The organism is Chloroflexus sp. (assembly GCF_056331925.1).
Genome location: NZ_JBWGQH010000020.1, coordinates 28,786 through 46,652 on the forward strand (window position 1 = coordinate 28,786; position 17,867 = coordinate 46,652).

General features: G+C 55.6%; 17 protein-coding genes. 10 read left to right on the forward strand and 7 right to left on the reverse strand.

The window, feature by feature from the left end:
- The first annotated feature begins 231 nt into the window (after nucleotides 1–231).
- Genes AC01ZF_RS11655 through AC01ZF_RS11665 form a run of 3 tightly spaced genes read left to right on the forward strand, consistent with a single transcriptional unit; the run spans nucleotide 232 to nucleotide 1,704 of the window.
- Nucleotides 232–909 (forward strand): histidine phosphatase family protein, encoded by a 678-nt coding sequence (locus AC01ZF_RS11655; protein ID WP_476575369.1) that lies wholly within the window; start codon nucleotides 232–234, stop codon nucleotides 907–909.
- Nucleotides 906–1,238, forward strand: a complete 333-nt coding sequence (locus AC01ZF_RS11660; protein WP_476575370.1) for an RDD family protein — start codon at nucleotides 906–908, stop codon at nucleotides 1,236–1,238. The genes AC01ZF_RS11655 and AC01ZF_RS11660 overlap by 4 nt, the downstream gene beginning before the upstream one ends.
- Before the next feature lie 28 nt (nucleotides 1,239–1,266).
- Nucleotides 1,267–1,704 carry an RDD family protein gene (locus tag AC01ZF_RS11665; protein ID WP_424675538.1) on the forward strand — a complete coding sequence of 146 codons (438 nt, stop codon included), beginning with the start codon at nucleotides 1,267–1,269 and terminating at the stop codon, nucleotides 1,702–1,704.
- On the opposite strand, the gene miaA is transcribed toward AC01ZF_RS11665, so the two are convergent.
- Entirely contained in the window at nucleotides 1,674–2,564 is an 891-nt protein-coding gene (gene miaA, locus AC01ZF_RS11670; RefSeq protein ID WP_424675537.1) for a tRNA (adenosine(37)-N6)-dimethylallyltransferase MiaA, read from the reverse strand. The two genes, AC01ZF_RS11665 and miaA, sit on opposite strands and share 31 nt — an antisense overlap.
- A gap of 181 nt (nucleotides 2,565–2,745) precedes the next feature.
- Here miaA and AC01ZF_RS11675 point away from each other — a divergent pair, with 181 nt between their 5' ends.
- From AC01ZF_RS11675 to trmD, 3 genes are read left to right on the forward strand one after another with little or no spacing between them, the layout of a single operon-like run.
- On the forward strand, nucleotides 2,746–3,339 hold the full coding sequence (locus AC01ZF_RS11675) for a GNAT family N-acetyltransferase (RefSeq protein ID WP_424675536.1): 594 nt from the start codon (nucleotides 2,746–2,748) through the stop codon (nucleotides 3,337–3,339).
- Nucleotides 3,340–3,343: 4 nt separating this feature from the next.
- Complete coding sequence (locus AC01ZF_RS11680; protein WP_424675535.1) at nucleotides 3,344–4,261, forward strand: alpha/beta hydrolase; 918 nt, start codon at nucleotides 3,344–3,346, stop codon at nucleotides 4,259–4,261.
- A gap of 5 nt (nucleotides 4,262–4,266) precedes the next feature.
- On the forward strand, nucleotides 4,267–5,043 hold the full coding sequence (trmD, locus tag AC01ZF_RS11685) for a tRNA (guanosine(37)-N1)-methyltransferase TrmD (protein ID WP_424675534.1): 777 nt from the start codon (nucleotides 4,267–4,269) through the stop codon (nucleotides 5,041–5,043).
- A 248-nt stretch (nucleotides 5,044–5,291) separates the two neighbouring features.
- On the opposite strand, the gene AC01ZF_RS11690 is transcribed toward trmD, so the two are convergent.
- Nucleotides 5,292–6,557: a glycoside hydrolase 5 family protein gene (locus tag AC01ZF_RS11690; RefSeq protein WP_424675533.1), complete on the reverse strand. Its 1,266-nt coding sequence runs from the start codon at nucleotides 6,555–6,557 to the stop codon at nucleotides 5,292–5,294.
- A gap of 116 nt (nucleotides 6,558–6,673) precedes the next feature.
- Between AC01ZF_RS11690 and AC01ZF_RS11695 the strand changes: the two genes are divergently transcribed.
- Nucleotides 6,674–7,702 carry a methyltransferase domain-containing protein gene (locus tag AC01ZF_RS11695; RefSeq protein ID WP_424675532.1) on the forward strand — a complete coding sequence of 343 codons (1,029 nt, stop codon included), beginning with the start codon at nucleotides 6,674–6,676 and terminating at the stop codon, nucleotides 7,700–7,702.
- Nucleotides 7,703–7,729: 27 nt separating this feature from the next.
- Here AC01ZF_RS11695 and AC01ZF_RS11700 read toward each other — a convergent pair whose 3' ends face one another.
- Genes AC01ZF_RS11700 through AC01ZF_RS11715 form a run of 4 tightly spaced genes read right to left on the reverse strand, consistent with a single transcriptional unit; the run spans nucleotide 7,730 to nucleotide 11,282 of the window.
- Nucleotides 7,730–8,824, reverse strand: a complete 1,095-nt coding sequence (locus tag AC01ZF_RS11700; protein WP_428131579.1) for a hypothetical protein — start codon at nucleotides 8,822–8,824, stop codon at nucleotides 7,730–7,732.
- A gap of 38 nt (nucleotides 8,825–8,862) precedes the next feature.
- Nucleotides 8,863–9,588: a 1-(5-phosphoribosyl)-5-[(5-phosphoribosylamino)methylideneamino]imidazole-4-carboxamide isomerase gene (gene hisA / locus AC01ZF_RS11705; protein WP_424675530.1), complete on the reverse strand. Its 726-nt coding sequence runs from the start codon at nucleotides 9,586–9,588 to the stop codon at nucleotides 8,863–8,865.
- Nucleotides 9,589–9,591: 3 nt separating this feature from the next.
- Nucleotides 9,592–10,227: an imidazole glycerol phosphate synthase subunit HisH gene (gene hisH, locus AC01ZF_RS11710; protein ID WP_424675529.1), complete on the reverse strand. Its 636-nt coding sequence runs from the start codon at nucleotides 10,225–10,227 to the stop codon at nucleotides 9,592–9,594.
- Nucleotides 10,224–11,282: a histone deacetylase family protein gene (locus AC01ZF_RS11715; protein ID WP_428112276.1), complete on the reverse strand. Its 1,059-nt coding sequence runs from the start codon at nucleotides 11,280–11,282 to the stop codon at nucleotides 10,224–10,226. The genes hisH and AC01ZF_RS11715 overlap by 4 nt, the downstream gene beginning before the upstream one ends.
- Nucleotides 11,283–11,515: 233 nt before the next feature.
- Between AC01ZF_RS11715 and polA the strand changes: the two genes are divergently transcribed.
- From polA to AC01ZF_RS11730, 3 genes are read left to right on the forward strand one after another with little or no spacing between them, the layout of a single operon-like run.
- Nucleotides 11,516–14,326 carry a DNA polymerase I gene (gene polA, locus AC01ZF_RS11720; RefSeq protein WP_424675527.1) on the forward strand — a complete coding sequence of 937 codons (2,811 nt, stop codon included), beginning with the start codon at nucleotides 11,516–11,518 and terminating at the stop codon, nucleotides 14,324–14,326.
- A gap of 47 nt (nucleotides 14,327–14,373) precedes the next feature.
- Nucleotides 14,374–15,408, forward strand: a complete 1,035-nt coding sequence (locus AC01ZF_RS11725) for a glycosyltransferase family 2 protein (protein WP_424675526.1) — start codon at nucleotides 14,374–14,376, stop codon at nucleotides 15,406–15,408.
- Nucleotides 15,409–15,436: 28 nt separating this feature from the next.
- Entirely contained in the window at nucleotides 15,437–16,417 is a 981-nt protein-coding gene (locus AC01ZF_RS11730; protein WP_424675525.1) for an SPFH domain-containing protein, read from the forward strand.
- Between the two features lie 522 nt (nucleotides 16,418–16,939).
- Here AC01ZF_RS11730 and trxA read toward each other — a convergent pair.
- On the reverse strand, nucleotides 16,940–17,713 hold the full coding sequence (gene trxA, locus AC01ZF_RS11735; RefSeq protein WP_424675524.1) for a thioredoxin: 774 nt from the start codon (nucleotides 17,711–17,713) through the stop codon (nucleotides 16,940–16,942).
- Nucleotides 17,714–17,867: the final 154 nt, after the last annotated feature.

Sequence of the window (17,867 nt, forward strand, 5' to 3'; positions counted from 1 at the left end):
TTAATTCACGAATATATCATACCGCATCTTGGACAGTACTCTCGACAAGCGGATGGAGGGATTGCTTGCACCGGTGACATGCGGGTAAGGTACGGAGTAAAGGGGGTGGAGAGAATTCTAAACGGAAGACGTAGCAGGCTGTCTGTCGTCACTTTCCCCCGTTTAACATGCCGGTCATAACTCTGTGTTACCATAGAACCAAAGATTAATCGTTACTTTGCGGAGAATGATATGACGACCGTCTATTTGATCCGCCACGGTGAAACTGACTGGAATATGCAGGGGCGGTGGCAGGGGCATGTCGATGTACCACTGAACGAAATTGGTTACCGGCAAGCACGGTTGCTGGCCAACCGACTGGCTCGCGATGGGGTGAAGTTTGAGGCTATTTATAGTAGTGATCTTTCACGCGCCTACCAAACTGCGTGGGAGATTGGCGCCGTTTTGAAAGTACCTGTTCAACTCTTGCCGGCATTACGCGAGATCGATACCGGACGTTGGAGTGGGTTGACCACCGATGAGGTGCGGACGCAGTTCCCTGATGAATGGGCACAGATTATGCAGGGTCACGACCTGCCGCGCGGCGGTGGTGAAACGATAGCTGCTTTGCAACGGCGGGTGGTAACGGCAGTCGAGGCGATGGTCGCACAGCATCGTGGTCACACCCTGGCTTTTGTGACCCACGGTGGTTGTATTCGGGCCTTGTTGGCGCACGCTGAGAATCTGACAGGGTCGGTGTTCGGCAATTATCCCCATATCGGCAATACCTCGGTTTCGATCCTCGAAATCGGCTATAAACACTGGCGGGTGAAAATGTTGAATGATATGCGTCATCTCGAAGCAGAGCACGAGCCGAGTCTCGTCTCCACGCCACCTGATGACGCTGAATTGCCTACCGCAGAGCGATGAGCGTGACCACCAACCCGTTTGAATTGTATCGCGTTGAGACGCTAGAGGGCATTACGATTACCTACACGCCCGCCGGGCTGGTTAGTTGCAGTTTGGCAGCCATGGTCGATTATGTCGTGATGCTGGCGTTATTCGTAACCGGTTTGGTAACGATCATTATCGTCGGCCGTGTCGGCCATGAAGATGTTATCGGGGCGTTGTTGGCGTTGTTGGCGTTTGCCATCAATTGGGGGTACTACGTTATCTTCGAGCTGATTTGGAATGGTCAAACGCCGGGTAAGCGGCTGTTGCGACTCCGGGTGATACGCGAGGGGGGGACGTCCGGTTGATGGTACTGCCGTGGTGGTGCGGAATCTTATGCGTGCCATCGATTTCTTACCGTTCGGGTACGGTGTTGGTATGCTGACGATCTTTGTGGATCGTTATCATCGGCGACTCGGTGATCTGACGGCGGGAACGGTGGTGGTGCACGAAGGTCAGCGTATCACGCTGTCTCAGATGCTCCAGCCGATGCACGCATATGTGTCGCCACGTGCCCCTGGTGTGACACCAACCCCTCTGCTGCCCAATGTTGAGCGGTTAACGCCTGCCGATGTCGCGCTGGTCGTTGAGTTCTTGCAGTGCCGCGATGCGCTGTTTGGCGATGCATGTGTGTCACTGGCCCACCAATTCGCGGCTGTGATTCGCCGGCATCTTTCGTTGCCTCCCTCAGAAAGTCATCCTGAACAGTTTCTTAAGCACGTGGTACGTGAATACGAGGTCGCTCAGGCCATGATAGCGCGCCAATCGGGGTGATCAGGCGTCCAAATTTCCAGATTGGGTAAGCGCCGGAACCACATCTCTTGCCGACGAATGAAGGCATGGGTATCGAAACGTAGACGCTCAATGCAACTGGCTAGATCGGTTTGTCCAGCAAAATAGGGGCGAAACTGGATGTAGCCAAGGCTCGACATGGCCGGTAACGACCAATCGTACCCGCCAGCAAGCAACTCGGCAACTTCGTCAACGAGTCCGGCGGCGATCATGCGCTCAATCCGCGCGTCGGCACGGGCATAGAGTTCGGTGCGTGGCCGATGAAGCCAGATCACGCGCGGGCGAAACGGTGGTGGTTGTCGCTCTTGTAAGCGTGAGATCGGTTCACCGCTCACCAAATAGACTTCGAGTGCCCGGATAACCCGTCGCACGTTGGTCGGTGGAATCCGCGCCGCGGCCACCGGGTCAACGGCGGCGAGGCGTGCGTGGAGGGTGGCCGGACCTTCGTGCAGTGCCACCTGTTCAAGCTCGGCGCGTAGCTCAGATTGGGGCGGAACACGCGGTATCTGCCATCCCTCCAACACGGCCGCTAGATATTGACCGGTACCGCCGACGAGCAACGGTACTCGTCCGCGCGCCTGAATATCGGCAATGGCTGCGAGCGCTAAATCTTGAAACTCGGCCAGCGAAAAGGACTGATCGGGATCGCGAATGTCGATTAAATGGTGCGGTGCGAGCGCTTGTTCGGTGGCGCTTGGTTTGGCAGTGCCGATATTCATTTTGCGGTAAATTTGGCGCGAATCGGCAGAGACAATCTCGCCATTGATGCGCTGGGCCCACGCGACCGCTAGTTCAGTTTTGCCGACGGCGGTTGGACCGACAATGGCAATGAGTTTATTCACCTCGTATCCTCACTCTTGCTCGATGATGTTATCATTTCTCTATAACGCATTGCGTTATACAAGATCGACCGGTGTATCATTCTCATGCTACAATACTTCTAGAGCCGTAGCAGCAAGACTACGACTACATATCGGCTCAGGTGTTGATTGAAGACACATATGAGCGAGGCGGGAGGTGTGAATGAACGATCAACGTGGCCACCAATTGAGACTCTCTACTATTACGACCCGTGATGGCCGCACGTTGCGTGTGCGCAGCCTCACCGCTACCGATGCCGATGTACTTGAGCGGATGTTTTACCGCTTATCGCCCGAATCGATCTATCGCCGCTTTTTTATCGCTGCTGAGCATGCCTCACCGGAGCTGGTACGTAAATCGGCGCAGCGTCTTGCTGCGATCAAACCTCATCGTGAAGCGGCGTTGGTTGCATTGGCCGATGAGAACGGGCGTGAGGAGGCCATCGCCGTTGCGCGGTTTGCTCGCTTACCCCATAACCCTAAGGTAGCTGAAGCATCAATATTGGTGCGCGACGATTATCATGGTCTCGGTGTGGGTCGGGCATTGCTCGAATTGTTGCTGGATGAAGCGCGCGCAGCTAATCTCGAACGCTTGATCTTTTTGACCCATGCCGATAATACTGCTATGATCCGCTTGGCGACCGGGCTTGGGCTGCCGTTCCATGGTCGTCATGCCGACGGTTTGTACGAGATTCATCTGTTATTGCAGCCGCAGGCTGTGCCAGAATATGAGTTTATCGGCACTGCACGAGGATAATCGTATGACGATCAGAGTAGGTCGAAGTATTGTCCCGATGGCGCTCACCGGCGCCATCGGTCTGTTAGGTGGGATGGTTGGTCTTGCTTACGCAGTGAGTTGGCGCGTAAGCCCCCCTCCGCGTCGGAGTTATCTCGATAGCTATACGTTTACGCCGTGGGAGCTGGGCCTCCCCTACGAGACGGTCGAGTTTCGCAGTAGCGATGGCTTGCGTTTGGTTGGTTGGTGGCTACCGCGACCGGAAACAAATGCGGTGATTGTGTGTAGCCACGGTCATTCTGGTAGCAAAGACGAGTTGCTCGGTATCGGGAGCTATTGTTGGCGCGCCGGCTACAACGTGCTACTCTTCGATTATCGTGGCCGTGGTGAGTCGGATCCGTGGCCGAAGACTTTGGTCAGTCGTGAAGTTGATGATCTGCTAGTCGCGTTGTCGTATGCTCGTCAGCGTGTGCCTGATGCGTCGATCGGCGTGATCGGTTACTCGATGGGAGCGTCGGTAGCAATTCTGGCCGCCGCTCGTGATCAGTCGGTCAAGGCGCTGGTGGCCGATAGTGCGTTTACCGCCGGCGATGATATTGTCTCTGATAGCATTGCCAAAGTCCTACCTATTCCGGCGGCCTTGCTCGTGCGGTTGGCCGATGCGATTGTTGACCGTCGCCACGGCTACCGCTTTAGCCAGGTCCGTCCAATCGATGTTATTGGTCAGATTGCGCCCCGACCGGTGTTTCTGATCCACGGGACGGACGATTCGGTCGTGCCGGTCAACCATAGCCGCCGGTTGTACGCTGCGGCTCGCGAGCCGCGCATCATATGGGAAGTTTCTGGCGCCGAGCATTGCGGCAGCTATTTCGCAGATCGAGTCGGTTATTGCCGGAGGGTGGTCGAGTTTCTTGATCAGTACCTGCGCAGTGTTGAGGCATAACGGGGATGCGATTTGATATTCTCACCCTCTTTCCGGCGATGTTTCAGGGGCCGCTGACTGAGAGTATTCTCAAGCGAGCGCAGCAGGCCGGTAAGATTACGATCCATCTGCATGATATTCGTGATTGGGCTACCGATCGCCATCGTACCGTTGATGATGCACCCTACGGTGGTGGCGCCGGGATGGTGATGAAGGCCGAGCCGCTGGCCGCGGCGATTCAGGCAGTGCAAGCTGCCGATGAGCCGGGTGGACCGGTCGTCTTGTTGACACCCGATGGCGAACTGTTCAACCAGAGCATTGCTCGTGAGTTAGCTACGTTGCCGCGTTTGATCTTAGTCTGTGGTCATTATGAGGGGATTGACGAGCGTGTGCGTGAGCGGCTGATCGACCGTGAGATCAGTATTGGCGATTATGTATTGACCGGTGGTGAGCTGGCGGCAATGGTGGTCGTCGATGCGGTGGCTCGCTTGGTGCCAGGGGTGATCGATAGCGAGTCGATTGTGGAAGAGAGCCACAGTGATTTCTTGCTCGAATATCCCCACTATACCCGACCGGCAGTCTGGGAGGGTTTGGCAGTGCCATCGATCTTGCTGTCGGGGCATCACGGTGAGATCGCGCGTTGGCGGCGATCCGAGCGGTTACGCCGTACATTGGCCCGCCGGCCCGATCTGCTTGCGCGGGCTGCCGCAGCCGGTGTGTTGACGAAGGCCGACCTGGCGCTGTTGGCCGAGTGGGGATGGCAGCCGCCTGGATCAGGATGGAACACAGATGGGCACGAATAAGATAGGGGCAGGTCTTGTGCCTGCCCCCGATCACGAAGGCAGGTCTTGTGCCTGCCCCCGATCACGAAGGCAGGTCTTGTGCTCACCCAAACCGTAACCGTAAGGGTAGGCCTTGTACCTGCCCAAGTGCCTGCTCAAGTACCCAAGATGGGGCAACCACAAGAGTTGCCCCCGCGGAGGATATGGTCGGGGCAGACCTTGTGCCCACCCAGTGATTATCCGTGTCCAGACCTAGAACAGGTGGGGGATTATACCATCTCGGCGCGGTATTCTTGCCAGAGACGACGTAGTTCATAAGCCGGATCGCGCCAGAATCGGTCAGGTTCAGTGGGTAAAGTTGGTAAAGAGTGCTTGACCGGCAGGTTACCGATTACCTCACGCAACGCTTCCCAACCGGCTTTCGGGCGACCGTCTGCGGTCCACAGGCCCCACGTGCGCGCTACCCAACTACGGTCAAATGGCGGTATCTTCCATTGCTCTTCGGTAGGATCAACCATTCCCGTCAGCCAGACTGCTGCCGCGCCGGCCCGCGCTAATGCCGGTAAAGTGTGCTGGATCGCAGTTGCGACGGCTTCTTCATCGGCCAAAAAGGTTCGTGCCGGTTGGGCAAAGATCTCATCGGTCTGCCAGCCACGGAGCTGAGGACGTGGTGCAGTTGGCCAGCCGAGATCGGCAACCACGACTTGGGCAGCAGCGGTATCGTTGACCTCTTCGGCCAACAGGCCAGCGACAATGGCGTGGAGAAAGCAAGCTACCTCACCGTGGGCCGGTGGACCATCGCCAAGTGGTGGCCACGGTCCAACACTAACTACTACCTCACCACCGGCCATTGCGATGTCATAAGGACGCAAACTGTCTCGACTGCTGAGAGCTGCGGCATCGATTTGACCAAACAAGCGGTTTGCCCCGTGCGCGCGAGCGCGCTCAGCAAGATCGGCCCACCAGGCCGCCATATCTCGGTGATGGATTGGTGGGCGTACCCGCTCCCAGCCGGCAGCGAGCAGCCAGCCGTGAATGGCAGGATGTGTCGCAAAATTGCCGATTACTTCACGCAATAGGTAGCGCTGGGCAGACCGCATTTCCGGCTCGGTATAGAGATCACGAACCGGTTCGCGACGGTAAGAGGCGTTGTCAAGGATGGTTAAAGCCGGCTTGCTTAGCAGCTCGGTTACCGCTTGGGTTGTTAGGGCCTGTGTCGGTATACCGAGTGACCAATCTGGGAGATGGAGTAATGGTCCCAATGTCGCACTAAGCAATGAGACAATGACCTGTAGACCGTTCGCCTGCGCAAGATCAAGACCGCGGTGAAAGCCATCGAGTGCACTAACCGATATCCGTTGTTCACCTGGCTGTACTTCGGCCCAGCGCAGATCAAACCGTACCTGTCGTAGCCCGACTTCACGGGCACGTTGCAGATAGTCGCGTAATGCTCCGTGGTCGTAGCTCGACCAACTTGCGGCCAGTGCTTGGGGACGCGCCGGCATTGGTGGCCATACTGTGGTTCCGATGTCCATAGGCGGTTTGCGTGTATACTACGGTATGGTGCTAATAGGTTTGTCCATTGTCTCGTTGACCAATCAATAACGGCATCTTACCGCTGATAGGTGTTTGATCAGTATAGTATAGCGCAATGTCGTATCGGATTGAAATCGTTGTTCCGTCCGGCTTAGAAACTCTCGCGCGCGCGGAAGCTCAGCGTATTGCCGGTCTCCGGCTCGATCCGCCAACTGCGAGCGGTGTGATCCAAGCGACAATGCGAGGATCGTTATCGGCGTTGTTTGACCTCCGCTGCGTCACATCGGTTTTCGTCGTTCGCACATTTGCGATTCCGCGCCCACGGGCGTTGCTTGGTGATGAACACCTCCGCGCTGTGCTGGCAATGATTACGATGGTCCAACGTCTCCATCCGGCCGGTACGTTCCAAACGCTATTCCTTAGTGCTGCCGGTGCCGATAGCAGCGTGTTACAGCGGTTCAAGCACACGCTTAGCGAACGACTAGGGCTGGCCGTTGGAGCCGAAGATGGCGATCTTCTGCTACGGTTACGCCCAAATGATCGGTCGGGTTGGGATCTGTTGGTACGCCTAACGCCTCGCCCACTCGCGACCCGACCGTGGCGTGTGTGTAATCGTGAAGGTGCGTTGAATGGTCCGGTCGCCCATGCGATGGCACTCCTCAGCCGTCCGCATCCAACCGATCGAGTGCTCAATATTGGCTGTGGTTCAGGCACGTTGCTTATCGAACGGCTGTTGATTGGCCCGGCGGCACAGGCACTCGGTTGCGATACCGATCCGGCTGCGCTGGCGTGCGCGTACCGGAATGTGGCTGCTGCCGGACTTGGGCGTAACGTGTCGTTGTATGACTGGGATGCGCAAGCGCTGCCATTGCCAACCGCGAGTATGGATGTCATTCTGGCCGATTTACCGTTTGGGCATCTGGTTGGCTCCCATGAGACGAATCTAACCCTCTACCCGGCCTTGTTACGTGAGGCAGCGCGGGTTACACGCGCATCCGGCAGAGCCGTGCTGATTAGTCACGAAGTGCGCTTGATGGAACGTACCCTTGCCGAACTACCGGTCTGGTATTGTGAGCAACAACTGCGTGTTGATTTGGGTGGTCTCTACCCGCGCATCTTTGTACTCCGCCGGCGTGATGATTGAGGCAGCAACACGTCTACTTATTGTGGATTACCGGTCTCCGCCACCCAATTCGATGTGGGCTGCCCGTACCTGCTCCAGTCGTTGGCGTAAAGTTGCCAATTGCGCATTGAGGGTATCAACCTCGCGCCGTTCTAACTCCATAATCCGCAATAGTTGTGCCTTTTGCTCCAGTTCGATCCGGTCGGTCGAGCGTTCCAAGCGTTGTTCGATTTCACGGAGCCAACTATCAATTCGTTCGAGCCAAGATGTCAATTGGCGGATATACTGCTCGTCGGTTTCCTGAAGCGCACTCATCCGCTCATCGGCCATCTGACGCAGCTCTTCCAATCGCTCTTGATTCATGAGAAAACGTTCGGTTGAGATACGTTCAATGCGCTTGATCTCGGCGATAATGTCGGGTAGTTTCGCACCGATTTCTTGAATCTGGGTCGGTAACACCTCGGTAAACAAGTCGATTTGTTGACGAATCTCTTCGAGCCGATCGATGCGCGATTTTTGTTCGTCAATCGATGGTTGGAGATCGGCGATGAGTTGTTGAGCTTCGACCGCCATTCGGCGCAGCGATTGTTTTTCGACTTGCAGCTCATCGTTGATCCGCCGCACCTCTTGCAACACGGCGGCATCTGCTTCGCGAAGCCGTTCGAGTTGGAGGGTAAGTTGACGCTGGCGCTCATCAAGTTCTTTGATCTGGGAAGCTAAGCCACCGATTTGACGCTCAAGCTGTTCGATCCGATTAAGCCATCCGGCTAAAAAGTCACGATCCTGCTTCCGCGCCTCGGCGATCTGTTGGATTTGGGATTGCATATCGCGCAGTGGTCGGACGCCCTCTTCAATCTTCACCAACGCCGCCGCTACTTCTCGCCGTAATGCGACCACGTCACGCCGAACGAGTTCGTTCGCCCGCGTCACCTCGTTCGTGTGGCGGTCGAAGAGGCTTTGCACTTGCGCAATCGCCCCTTCATTTTTCCGCACCTGCTCCATTGCCCATTGGTATTTGTTGGTTTGGTCTTTGAGTTGGCGCCGTAATTCATCGATCTGGCTTTGCAAGTAGATTAATTGCGATTGCTCTTGCGCCCGCAATCGCTCTTCTTCATATCGTGCTGTTAGGTCTGAATTTGACATAAATACTCCTTCGTTTGTGTGACTCGGTATGCCTGGTGCTATCCGGTAGTAGTTTGGGCAATCGCGATAGCCTCCGACAAGTAGATTGCACCGGTGTAGAGCGCTTTGCCGATAATAACGCCTTCTATACCGATCTGAGCTAGTTGACGGATATGATCAAGGTTGGCAATGCCACCGCTGGCAATAATGGCTGGACCATCAGGTTTGACTAACTCGGCCAGCGCAGTAAAATTTGGTCCACTCAGTGCCCCATCGCGGCTGATGTCAGTATAGATGAACCGGCGTGCGCCGAGTGCGGCCATCTGCCCGGCGAGATCGGTGGCAGCGATGGTTGAAGTGACCGTCCAGCCGTCGGTTGCGACCATCCCGTTGCGCGCATCGATCCCGATAATGATCCGTTCACCAAAACGTTCGAGCAAGCGGGCGACAAGTTCGGTTTCGACAATGGCTGCCGTACCGATAATCACACGCTCTACACCGAGCGCCAATGCGGCAGCAACATCCTCTTCCCGCCGGAGACCACCGCCGAGTTGGACGGGGATCTGTACTGCTTGGGTAATCGCCAGGACCGCATCAACGTTTTGGGGCCGTCCGGTACGCGCACCATCGAGATCGACCACGTGAATGCGATTGGCGCCCTGTGCTTGCCACTGACGTGCTACGGCTACCGGATCGTCGGCGTATACCGTCATCTGGGCAAAGTCGCCTTGATACAGCCGCACGCAGCGTCCATCTTTTATATCAATGGCCGGAATAATCTCCATACGTTATCCTCTTGCCGGACTAGCATTACTCCATGCGACAAAATTGGCCAGCAAACGCAGGCCGTAGTCACCACTCTTTTCAGGGTGAAACTGGACGGCAGCCAGCCGATCGCGAATGATAACACTCGGGAAGGCTATGCCATACTCGGTACGTGCGGCTACGATTGTTTCTTCGGTAACATCGCAATAGTAAGAATGGACAAAATAGACATCGGCGCCATTAGGAATACCGACAAAGAGCGGGTGATCGCTAAAGTTCGGCATAATACGGAGCTGATTCCAACCGATTTGCGGTATCTTGCCGGCGCTATCGGGTAAACGCCGTACTATGCCACGCACAATATCAAGACAGGGATGTGGCCCGAATTCTTCACTCGCGCTTAAGAGCACTTGCATACCGACACAAATCCCGAGAAACGGCGTGCCTGCCGCTATCACCTCCGGCAACACATCGGCAATCCCCAACTGGTGTAGACTAGCTATGGTATCGGCAGTGGCTCCTACGCCGGGCAAAACAACGGCATGTGCCGAGCGAATGACGTGTGGGTCATCGGTAATAGTCAGTTTGGCACCGACACGTTGCAAAGCACGTACCACATTGGGTAGGTTGCCGGCGCCATAATTAATCACAGCAATCATGCGACTCCTTGATAGCCTGCTTGTAAGAATAATGGATGTTGCGTGTGTAACGTGGTAATTATCCGATCAATATTCGGTTCGGGTGCATTCATCTTCCCGAGTGGATCTGGTCCCGGATCCATCCCAAGCATGAGGCGTAGCGTGGCGATGACACTTGCAGCAAGGGCCGGTATGTTATAACCACCCTCAAGCACGAACCCGATCCGTCCGTTGCATAGGGTTTGTGCCCACGTTAGGAGATGCTGAACGAGACGGGCAAATCCGTGGACTGACAGTGCCATCGGTCCAATCGGATCGCTCCAGTGCGCGTCAAATCCGGCCGAAACCAACAATATTTCGGGTTGGAACTGATGGAGGGCCGGGCCGATCACGTGTCGAAAAACGCGATCGTAGCCCTCATCCCCTGTCCCATAAGGGAGAGGAACATTCAGCGTGGTACCGTTTGCTGTATTCGGATCGCCGGTCTCATACAATGCACCGGTGCCGGGATAGAGTGGCGAAGCATGGGTAGAGCAAAAGAGCACCTGTCCATCGCGATAAAAGATGTCTTGGGTGCCATTGCCATGGTGAACGTCGAAGTCAACGATGGCGAGCCGCCGAATGTCGTAGCGGTTGAGCAAGACACGTGCGGCGATGGCGATATTGTTGAAGAGACAGAACCCCATCGAGCGCACATCAGTCGCGTGGTGGCCGGGTGGTCGTACCAGTGCAAACCCATTATGGCAACGGCCTTCGGCAATGGCTTCGACCATAGTAATAGTTGCACCGGCAGCTAACAGCCCTACGTCCCATGAATCGGCAGTTACGTAGGTATCACTATCGATTTGACCGCCGCCGTAGCTAGCCAATTGGCGGACCCGGTGCAGCATATGTGAACTATGCACGGCGAGCAGTTCGGCTTCGGTTGCGGCGCGAATCGGGAGTTGCATAAGGCTGGGTAGTAGTCCAGATGTTTGCAATGCCTGCTGAATCGCTTGCAATCGTCCGGCATGTTCGACATGACCGTGCCATGTATGTAAATCAAACCGCTGATCGGTCACGATAGCTGTCGTCATAGGTATTGTGTGCTAATCGTGCTTGCAGAGCACATTCGTGCGCCATCGGATGAGCCGCAGCACGAGCCGATAAACGTGTTCTCATTGTACCACGTAGGCTGACATTGGCTGATGCCTGGCTCGTCGCCGGGCTTGCTCGGTAAGGCCGTGGTATAATCCTTGAGCACATGTTGGTGCTGCGAACTAATGGTTACGCTGGTTCGACTTGACCGGATGGTAATGTGGAGAGTTCTATGGCGCGTCCGCTCTTGATTTTGGTTGATGGTCACGCACTGGCGTATCGCGCATTCTTTGCGTTGCGCGAGAGCGGCTTGCGCTCGTCGCGAGGTGAACCGACGTATGCCGTCTTTGGGTTTGCTCAAATCTTGTTAACGGCCCTGGCCGAGTACCGGCCCGATTATGTTGCTGTGGCGTTTGATGTTGGGCGAACGTTTCGTGATAACCTATACGCTGCATACAAAGCTGGTCGCGCCGAGACGCCGGAAGAGTTTTATCCGCAATTCGAGCGCATTAAACAGTTGGTGCAGGCGTTGTCAATCCCTATCTATACTGCTGAGGGGTTTGAGGCCGATGATGTAATCGGTACCTTAGCCCGTCAAGCTACCGAGCAGGGTGTTGATACAATTATTCTTACCGGCGATACCGATACGTTGCAACTGGTGAATGAGCATGTCCGGGTGGCACTCGCCAATCCTTATGGCGGCAAGACGAGTACCACACTGTACGATGTCGAACAGGTGCGTAAACGTTACGATGGCCTCGAGCCGACACAGTTGGCTGATCTGCGCGGTCTGAAGGGCGATTCATCCGACAACATCCCCGGTGTGCGCGGGATTGGTGAGAAGGGAGCGATTAACCTCCTCAAGCAGTTCGGTTCTCTCAATAAGCTCCTGGATAACATTGAGGCCGCGCCCAAGCGGTATCAACCTCTCTTGCGTGAACAAGCCGACCAAGCGCGCTCGTCACGGCATTTGGCGACGATTGTCACCGATGCACCGGTGCAGCTCGATCTGGCAAAGTGTCGGCTCGGTGTGTACGATCGGGCGGCAGTAATGGCCTTGCTCCAAGAGCTGGAGTTTGGGGTTAGCTCGAACTTGATCAAAAAGCTGCCGCCGGTCGTGCATGAGGCGACGGTCGCAGCGTTACCTACCGATCTGCCGACTGCACCACAAAGCGCGGCTCAGTTAGCGTTGTTTGCCAACGAGTCGGTATCGCCGACAGCGGTTCCCTTGGTTACGTCGGCACAGATTGTCCGCGATCCGCAAGCCCTGGCCGGGTTGGTGCAGCGGTTGCGGGCTGCGCCGGCATTTGCGTTCGATACCGAATGTACAAGTTTGCACGCTATCGGTAGTCATCTGGTAGGGATTGCGCTGGCCGTCGCCCCTCACGATGCCTACTACATACCGGTTGGTCACGAAGAGGGTGAGCAGTTGCCGCTGGCCGAGGTGGCGGCGGCGCTTGGCCCGCTGTTTGCCGACCCCAACATACCCAAATTTGCCCACAATGCGAAGTTCGATGCCGAGGTATTGGCCGGTGTCGGCATACAGGTGGCCGGTCTGGCGTTTGATACCATGATCGCGGCGGCCATGTTAGGGAAACGACAAGGGTTGAAGGATCTGGCATTCTACGAATTGAAACTGCCCGAACCACCGACCACGATTGAAGATCTGATCGGGCGGGGAAGCAAACAGATCAGCTTCGCTGCGGTACCAATCGAGCAAGCCGCTCCCTACGCCGCCGCCGATGCGCTACACACCTTACTGCTGACCGAAACATTGCGCGAGCAACTGACAACTGACGCCGCTCTACGCGATCTGTACTATCGGGTCGAGCTACCGCTGATCAACGTGCTCACCGATATGGAGTTGACCGGTATCTTGCTCGATCACGAGTATTTGCGCGAGCTAGGTAAACGCTTTGCCCAACGTATCGCCGAGCTTACCGAACAGATTTATACCAAGGCCGGTGGGTCGTTTAATATCAATTCCGGCCAACAACTCAATGAAGTCTTGTTTGAGCGACTGGGGATCAATCCGCGTGACCATGGGCTGAGTAAGCTCAAGAGTGGTGGTTATTCGATCACTGCCGAGGTATTAGAAGAATTAAGCCAACTCTACCCGATTGCCGCCGATATTCTGGCTTACCGTCAGCTTACCAAGCTGAAGAGTACATACATTGACGCTCTACCCCAACTGGTGAATCCACGCACCGGACGCATCCATACCTCGTATAACCAGATCGGCGCCGCAACGGGTCGGTTGTCGTCGAATAATCCTAACCTGCAAAATATTCCGGTGCGCACCGAAGAGGGACGGGAAATCCGGCGCGCATTCGTCGCTGCTCCGGGCCACCGTTTCGTCGCCGCCGATTACTCGCAGATTGAGTTACGAGTGTTGGCCCACATCAGTGGCGATGAAAACCTGATTGCCGCCTTTCAGCAAGGTCTTGATATTCATGCCGCTACGGCCAGCCGGCTGTTTGGCGTAGCACCTGATCAGGTCGATAAAAACCAGCGTCGGGTGGCCAAGACGGTGGTGTTTGGCGTGATCTACGGCATCAGCGCCTTTGGCCTTGCCCAGCGCCTTGGCATCGAGCGCGATCTGGCGCGTCAACTGATTGACAACTTGTTCGAGCAGTTCCCCGGCATTCGCCGCTATATCGATCAAACCCTCGCATTTGGCCGCCAACACGGGTATGTGCAAACGCTGTTTGGCCGGCGGCGAGTGATGGAAGATTTGCGGGCGAGTGGAGTACGACGGGCGGCAGCCGAACGCGAGGCGGTTAACGCACCGATACAGGGCACTGCCGCCGATATTATGAAAATGGCGATGGTCTATGTTCATCGCGCTTTGCGCGAACGCGGTCTACGCACGCGTTTGCTTTTGCAGGTGCATGATGAATTGATCGCCGAAGTGCCGGAGGAAGAGGTACCAGCGGCGGCGCATCTGTTGCGCGAGGTTATGAGTAATACCTACCAATTGGTCGTGCCGCTTGGCGTTAATCTCGAAACCGGGCCTAATTGGGGCGAAATGACCGCATTGTGATCGGGAACAGGGTTTATATTCCGTCTGAATTCAGACGGGGAGGTCGCATGTCTTACGTACAACCAACCTTCTCGGTCGTAGCGCCGGTGTACAACGAAGAGCAGTTGATCGCCGAGTTTTGTCGGCGGGTTATTGCGGTGCTTGAACCACTCGGCGAACCGTTTGAACTGGTGTTAGTGAATGACGGCTGTCGCGATCGCTCACCGGAGATTATGCGCAAGCTGCACGAGCGTGATCCACGGATTAAGGTGATTAATTTTTCGCGCAATTTTGGTCATCAGATCGCGATTACTGCCGGCACCGACTATGCGACCGGTAAAGCGGTGATTGTGATCGATTCGGATTTGCAAGACCCACCTGAAGTGATCCCCGCGCTGATTGCGCGTTGGCGTGAAGGGTATCAGGTCGTCTATGGCGTGCGCGAAGAGCGTGAAGGTGAGACGTGGTTTAAAAAGACAACGGCGGCTATCTTCTATCGCTTGATTGTGCGGATCACCAATGTCAACATCCCGGTCGATACCGGTGATTTTCGCCTGATGGATCGCAAAGTTGTCGACGCTCTCAAGCGCATGCGCGAACATCACCGCTTTATGCGTGGATTGTCAGCGTGGGTCGGTTTTCGCCAGACCGGGGTGCCATATCGTCGCCATGCCCGTGCTGCCGGTACCACCAAATACCCCTTGCGCAAGATGTTGCGTTTTGCCCTCGATGGCATTACCAGCTTCTCGTATTTGCCGCTGCAATTGGCAACCTATCTCGGTTTTGTGGTCGCCGCCATCAGTATGATCTTCCTGCTGGTGGTGTTTATTATGCGGCTAGCAAATCCTGCTGCTGCCGAACCGGCGTTTTATGGGCAAGCGAGCACGCTGGCCAGCGTGCTCTTCCTCGGTGCGGTGCAACTGATTTCGCTCGGCATCATCGGCGAGTATGTCGGTCGTATTTACGATGAAGTGAAAGGTCGTCCACTCTATATTGTTGCTGAAACCCTGGGTATCGCTGAGGGGGATGCAACTTCTGCCACGATAGTACGTACTTCATCTCGAGAACATGAGGTGTCAACACCATCAGGAGCAAACCTGTGAGTCCTTTTTGCAATAGAGAGGAGGAACTATGCGTTTGTCATTGGTTGGTGTTGTCATTGTGCTTATCATCGCCGGCATCGGTTTGAGCACGATGAAATACGTGCAGGTTGATGAAGGACAAGCGGCCATTGAGCTGGTGCAAGGGCGGATTGTTGCTGTGCATGGGCCGGGGCCGATCTTTCGACCTTTTGCGCCGTTTACCGAAATCAGACTAGTCAATATACGACGCCAATCGCGCCAGATTTCGCAAAATGTAGCCAGTAGTGACAAGCAATTGTATGACATTGACATTCAGGTCGATTTTCGGCGCTTACCGACCGAGCAGGCCTTACGTGCGGCCTATTCCGAGATTGGCGTTGATGATACCCAGCTTAACGCCTTTCTCGATGGTTTCATTAACGATGCGCTAAAAAGCGCTAGCACACAATTTACCCTCGATGAGGCACTCTCGGATCGCGGTGCCTTTGCCGAACGTATCCGCCGCTTTCTCACCACGCCACCCGGTGATGGTCAGCGTGCTCCGGTCGATCAGCTTTATATCACGATTGAAGCGGTGAAGGTGCTCGATATTAAAGTTGGTGAGACCTACGCGCAATTGCTGGCCGAAAAGGCGAATCTGGAAGTGCAGATTGAAACAGAGCAGAAGCGCCGGCAGCAGATCGAAGCGCAACAGGCCAACAACCTCTTCCAAGCCGAGCAAGAGGCATTGGTTGCGCTGACCCGCGAGAAGGGTATCACAGCGGCAGCGCTTGAGGCTGCCAACCGCGAAGCGCAAGTGCGGGCAATTGAAGGGCGTTACTGGCGCGAGAATCCTGAACTGTTCGAGTTGCGCAAACGTGAGTTGCTCGTGCAGATGCTGTCGCAAGGTAATATCTGGTTTGTCGACCCTAATACTAACCTGACGATCTTGCTGAACAACCAAGCGCTCGATGGTCAAGCGTTGGTGATCCCGCAGCCCGGCCAGCAGTCGGTGCCGACGCAGCCGCAACAAGCACCGGAGAATCCCTAATCCTGATGACCAGCGCGTGATAGTTTGAATGAAATGCGAAGACGCAATCCGTTGAATCTCGGATTGCGTCTTCATTATGCATGCGTCAGGGCTATCGCGACTCCAGACGAAGCTTCTGACTACCATTATTACACCATCGGTTTCCAGTAAGCTGATCACCGGCAGTCGGTGTCCCTGCACCGATTGTGGTGTTGGAGGATCGTACCCCACGTCGATTTGATCACTTACTGGCGGTTTCAGTGCGTGATACGATACCGACAACGATGCCTTGCAGCAGGATCATGGTCGCCATTCGGCGTTCGAGATCGACGTGAATATCCCAACCGATGAGGAGAAAGAAGGGGCTTCAACGATAGTGATGAATGAATAACGAACTTCTAGGTGTATACTGCCCTCGCTATGTAAGGTGAAAGTTGAGCATTTCGCGGTCTAGCTGATGATATGCCAAACGCATCTGAAAAATAGTCCCGTCAGGTTGAAGAATGACTCGGTCCGACGGGACTATGCGGAATTCCGCTACCATCACGCCACGTGTCGGGCCAGCGCTTGCCGCAAGACTTGATACGGTTGGGCACCGACGAGGCGTTCCACCACCCGACCGCCTTTGAAGATGTAGAGCGCCGGGATGCCGGTAATGCCAAACCGTTGCGCCGTGTACGGATTTTCGTCCACGTTAAGTTTGGCTACCACAGCTTTACCGGCAAACTCGTGGGCCAATCGCTCAACCGCCGGGGCCACCGCACGGCACGGCCCACACCACGGTGCCCAGAAGTCAACTAGTACCGGTTGTTGGCTCTGCCCGATAACCTGATCGAAGGTGGCATCACGGAGGACAACCGGCCCGGTAGCGGTTTGGGCTTGACCGGTGGGTTGCTGATGCGAGCCATTGCTCGGTGTACGACCATTGCTCGTCGCTGCCTTAGCTAACGGTACGCTCGGCCCGCTCGGTAACGGCGGCTGTGGACCCTCGCCACAGAGGAAGTGCAGCCACGCCTGCAATGCTGTCGCTGAAGCAGCGCCGGCGGTACGCGCTAGGATCGCTCCATTCCTAATAAATACCAGCCCCGGCAGATCGGAAATGCTATATTTCTGTACCAGAGCCGGATTATCGTCAACATCGATACGGGCAATGAGTGCCTTGCCGGCGAATTGCTGGGCCAACCGGTCGAGCGTTGTATCGAGCTGGCGACATGTTGCACAATCGCGTCGCTCGAAGACCAGCAGTACCGGCAATCCCGCCTGCAACACGCGGTCGATGCTCTGTTCACCGGTGCGGATGGGAGTTGAGAAGACCATAGATGACCTCGCTTCAACGGTTCGTATTGGCCTATGTTGCTACGATTACTCTACTCCGACCGTGTTAGTTGGACGGTAACGCTGTGTTAGCGCAGCGTTATAGCAACGGTCGTTTCGTGCAACTGTGCAGCACGGATTTTTATCGGACTATGAT

Excerpts from the sequence above, each read along its gene's own strand:
- AC01ZF_RS11655 (WP_476575369.1), top strand. The coding sequence starts at position 232 with ATGACGACCGTCTATTTGATCCGCCACGGTGAAACTGACTGGAATATG.
- AC01ZF_RS11660 (WP_476575370.1), top strand. The coding sequence starts at position 906 with ATGAGCGTGACCACCAACCCGTTTGAATTGTATCGCGTTGAGACGCTA.
- AC01ZF_RS11665 (WP_424675538.1), top strand. The coding sequence starts at position 1,267 with ATGCGTGCCATCGATTTCTTACCGTTCGGGTACGGTGTTGGTATGCTG.
- AC01ZF_RS11675 (WP_424675536.1), top strand. The coding sequence starts at position 2,746 with ATGAACGATCAACGTGGCCACCAATTGAGACTCTCTACTATTACGACC.
- AC01ZF_RS11680 (WP_424675535.1), top strand. The coding sequence starts at position 3,344 with ATGACGATCAGAGTAGGTCGAAGTATTGTCCCGATGGCGCTCACCGGC.
- trmD (WP_424675534.1), top strand. The coding sequence starts at position 4,267 with ATGCGATTTGATATTCTCACCCTCTTTCCGGCGATGTTTCAGGGGCCG.
- AC01ZF_RS11690 (WP_424675533.1), bottom strand. The coding sequence starts at position 6,557 with ATGGACATCGGAACCACAGTATGGCCACCAATGCCGGCGCGTCCCCAA.
- AC01ZF_RS11695 (WP_424675532.1), top strand. The coding sequence starts at position 6,674 with ATGTCGTATCGGATTGAAATCGTTGTTCCGTCCGGCTTAGAAACTCTC.
- AC01ZF_RS11700 (WP_428131579.1), bottom strand. The coding sequence starts at position 8,824 with ATGTCAAATTCAGACCTAACAGCACGATATGAAGAAGAGCGATTGCGG.
- hisA (WP_424675530.1), bottom strand. The coding sequence starts at position 9,588 with ATGGAGATTATTCCGGCCATTGATATAAAAGATGGACGCTGCGTGCGG.
- hisH (WP_424675529.1), bottom strand. The coding sequence starts at position 10,227 with ATGATTGCTGTGATTAATTATGGCGCCGGCAACCTACCCAATGTGGTA.
- AC01ZF_RS11715 (WP_428112276.1), bottom strand. The coding sequence starts at position 11,282 with ATGACGACAGCTATCGTGACCGATCAGCGGTTTGATTTACATACATGG.
- polA (WP_424675527.1), top strand. The coding sequence starts at position 11,516 with ATGGCGCGTCCGCTCTTGATTTTGGTTGATGGTCACGCACTGGCGTAT.
- AC01ZF_RS11725 (WP_424675526.1), top strand. The coding sequence starts at position 14,374 with ATGTCTTACGTACAACCAACCTTCTCGGTCGTAGCGCCGGTGTACAAC.
- AC01ZF_RS11730 (WP_424675525.1), top strand. The coding sequence starts at position 15,437 with ATGCGTTTGTCATTGGTTGGTGTTGTCATTGTGCTTATCATCGCCGGC.
- trxA (WP_424675524.1), bottom strand. The coding sequence starts at position 17,713 with ATGGTCTTCTCAACTCCCATCCGCACCGGTGAACAGAGCATCGACCGC.